This is a genomic window from Burkholderia sp. ABCPW 111 (assembly GCF_000773065.1).
In the GTDB taxonomy this organism is placed as follows: Bacteria; Pseudomonadota; Gammaproteobacteria; order Burkholderiales; family Burkholderiaceae; genus Burkholderia; species Burkholderia savannae.
The window spans coordinates 1-3,004 of sequence record NZ_JPWT01000021.1 but is presented as its reverse complement, the minus strand read 5'-3'; the positions used below and the strand labels follow the sequence as shown (position 1 = coordinate 3,004).

At 64.9% G+C, this 3,004-nt stretch carries 2 protein-coding genes; one reads left to right on the top strand and one right to left on the bottom strand.

The features are described from left to right. Positions 1-183: 183 nt before the first annotated feature. Positions 184-1,890, bottom strand: a complete 1,707-nt coding sequence (gene paaN, locus X946_RS04585; protein ID WP_038744523.1) for a phenylacetic acid degradation protein PaaN — start codon at positions 1,888-1,890, stop codon at positions 184-186. Between the two features lie 130 nt (positions 1,891-2,020). Between paaN and X946_RS04580 the strand changes: the two genes are divergently transcribed. Next, entirely contained in the window at positions 2,021-2,797 is a 777-nt protein-coding gene (locus tag X946_RS04580) for an enoyl-CoA hydratase (RefSeq protein WP_038744525.1), read from the top strand. The last annotated feature ends 207 nt before the right edge of the window (positions 2,798-3,004 follow it).

Here is a 3,004-nt window from a genome sequence, read left to right as displayed (position 1 = left end):
ACGGCGCCGAGGTCGTCGGCCCGCACCGGCGCGAGGGCCCCGCCGTAGCGGCCGATCGGCGTGCGGATTGCGTCACACAGGAATGCTTCGGTCATGTCGAATTCCGGCGAAGGAGAACCCGCGAGCGGGCAGGTTCATACATGGTAGTGAACGATGGCGAGGTCGGCAGCCCGGCCGAACGGGTTATGCCGTTTGGCCGGCTTCAGCGGATGCGGCCTTCGGCGCAACATGGTGGCGACTCTGCACGACGCGGAAGCGATTCGCGACGAACGCGGCGTCGGCGAGCGATGCATTCGCGGCCGGATTGGCGCCCGTGCCGTGAAAGTCGGAGAACGCCGCCGATTGATTGACGAACACGCCGCCCGTCAGATTGATCGACAGCGCGACGCCGCCGCGCACGGCCGCTTCGTGCGCGGCCTCGACGACGGCGTCGTCCGTACTGTAGACGGAGAGCGTGAGCGCACCGTGCTCGGCCGCGATCGAACCGGCGAGATCGAGCGATTGCGCGGTCGAATCGGTTGCGATGACGAACGAGATCGGACCGAACCATTCCCGCGTGTACTTCGCGCGATCGGTGATGTCGAGCTGCAGCACGAGCGGCGTGCGTACGCGCGCGCCCTTGAAAGCGGGATGTTCGAGCGCCTGGCTGTCGGCGAGCACGCGGCCGAGCTTGCGCGCGTCGTCGATGCGGGCCGCGACGCCTTCGTTCTGAAGTGCGCCGATGAGCTCGACCGAGCGTGCCGGGTCGCCTGTCAGCTTCTGCACGGCGCCCGCGATCGCTTGCGCGACGTCGTCGAAGCTGACATGTCCTTCCGCGGTGCGGATGCCGTCACGCGGAACATAGATGTTTTGCGGCGCGGTGCACATCTGGCCGGAGTAGAGCGCGAGCGAGAACGCGATGTTCTTGACGGCGGCTTTCAGGTCGTCGACGGAATCGATCACGATCTGGTTGACGCCTGCTTTCTCCGTATACACCTGCGCCTGGTGCGCGTTGCGTTCGAGCCAGTTGCCGTTTTGCGAACTGCCGGTGAAGTCGATCAGCTTGATTTCCGGGCGGAGCGCGAGCTCTTGGACGAGCGCGCCGTCGTTCGATTCGGTCGCAAGCAGCGTGACGACGTTCGGATCGAAGCCGGCTTCGCGCAGCACGTCGCGCGCGATGCGCACGGTGATCGCGAGCGGCAGAATTGCGCCGGGATGCGGCTTGACGATGACCGTGTTGCCGGTTGCAAGATCGGCGAACAGGCCCGGATAGCCGTTCCACGTCGGGAATGTGCAGCAGCCGAGGACGAGGCCCGTGCCGCGCGGCACGATCGTGTAGCGCTTGTGCATCGCGAGCGGCGGGTTCTTGCCTTGCGGTTTTTCCCAATGCGCGTCGGCTGGGATGCGCTGCAGCTCCTGCCATGCATAGGCGACGGCTTCGAGCGCGCGGTCCTGCGCATGCGGCCCGCCCGCCTGGAACGCCATCATGAAAGCCTGTCCCGTGGTGTGCATGACGCTGTAAGCAATTTCGAAGCTCGCGCGATTCAGCCGGGCGAGAATCTCGACGCACACGCCTGCCCAGGCGGAAGGCCCGGCCTCGCGCCATGCGCGCTGCGCTTGCGCGGCGGCGGCGATCAGCTCGTCGGGCGACGATTTCGGGTAACGGATGCCGAGCGCGAAACCGTACGGCGACTCTTCGGCGCCGACCGTTTCGCCCGAGGCGGGCTGGTCGAGTTCGAACGGCTTGTCGAGTTGGGCTTTGAATGCTGCTTCGCCGTCTGCGTTGGCGCTTTCCCCGTACACTTTGGGGCTCGGCATCTCGGCGAACGGGCTCCAGTAGCCGCGCGTTTCGATCGTGGAGAGCGCGTGCTTCAGCGTGTCTTCATGCTTCGTGAACAGAGGATGGGTCATGGCGGCAGGCTTGATGAAGGTTGAGGAAGGTGGAGGTTATTAATAAACCGACCGGTTGGTCGGAAAATGTTAGCATCAAATCATTCGTGCGTGTGCGGCATTTCATGTTTCATTGATCGAGGAGAAGCAGATGGCTTACGAAAATATCCTGGTGGAGACGCGCGGCCGGGTGGGGTTGATTACGCTGAATCGTCCGAAGGCGCTGAACGCGCTGAACGACGCGCTGATGGACGAGCTGGGCGCGGCGCTCAAGGCGTTCGACGCGGACGAAGGCATCGGCGCGATCGTGCTGACGGGCAGCGAGAAAGCGTTCGCGGCGGGCGCCGACATCGGGATGATGGCGACCTATTCGTACATGGACGTCTTCAAGGGCGACTACATCACGCGCAACTGGGAGGCGGTGCGTCAGATTCGCAAGCCGGTCATCGCGGCGGTGGCGGGGTTCGCGCTGGGCGGCGGCTGCGAGCTCGCGATGATGTGCGACATCATCTTCGCGGCGGACACGGCGAAGTTCGGCCAGCCGGAGGTCAAGCTCGGCGTGCTGCCGGGTGCGGGCGGAACGCAGCGCCTGCCGCGCGCGGTGTCGAAAGCGAAGGCGATGGACATGTGCCTGACCGCTCGCTTCATGGATGCGGAGGAAGCGGAGCGCGCCGGCCTGGTGTCGCGGATACTGCCGGCGGACAAATTGCTCGACGAGGCGATCGCCGCGGCGACGACGATCGCCGAATTCTCGCTGCCTGTCGTGATGATGGTGAAGGAGGCGGTGAATCGCGCATACGAGACGACGCTCGCGGAGGGGGTGCACTTCGAACGCCGCTTGTTCCATGCGGCGTTCGCGACCGAAGATCAGAAGGAAGGAATGGCGGCGTTCGTCGAAAAGCGCAAGCCGACCTTCAAGCACCGCTGAGCTTGCGAGGCGCGTCGCGCGCCTTTGTTGGTTGTTACGAGGTGCGCTTCGTATGAGTGAGGCGGACTCGGCTTTCCGGCCGCTTCGCGATCCCGAAGCGTCGGCGCAAAAAAACTGTCGAAAGGGGCTTGCGCGTGGGAGGGGTTGTGCCTACAATCACGCCTCTTTCGCGCCAAGCCGAACGCGGCGCGAGAGGGGAAGCGGGAA

Excerpts from the sequence above, each read along its gene's own strand:
- paaN (WP_038744523.1), bottom strand. The coding sequence starts at position 1,890 with ATGACCCATCCTCTGTTCACGAAGCATGAAGACACGCTGAAGCACGCG.
- X946_RS04580 (WP_038744525.1), top strand. The coding sequence starts at position 2,021 with ATGGCTTACGAAAATATCCTGGTGGAGACGCGCGGCCGGGTGGGGTTG.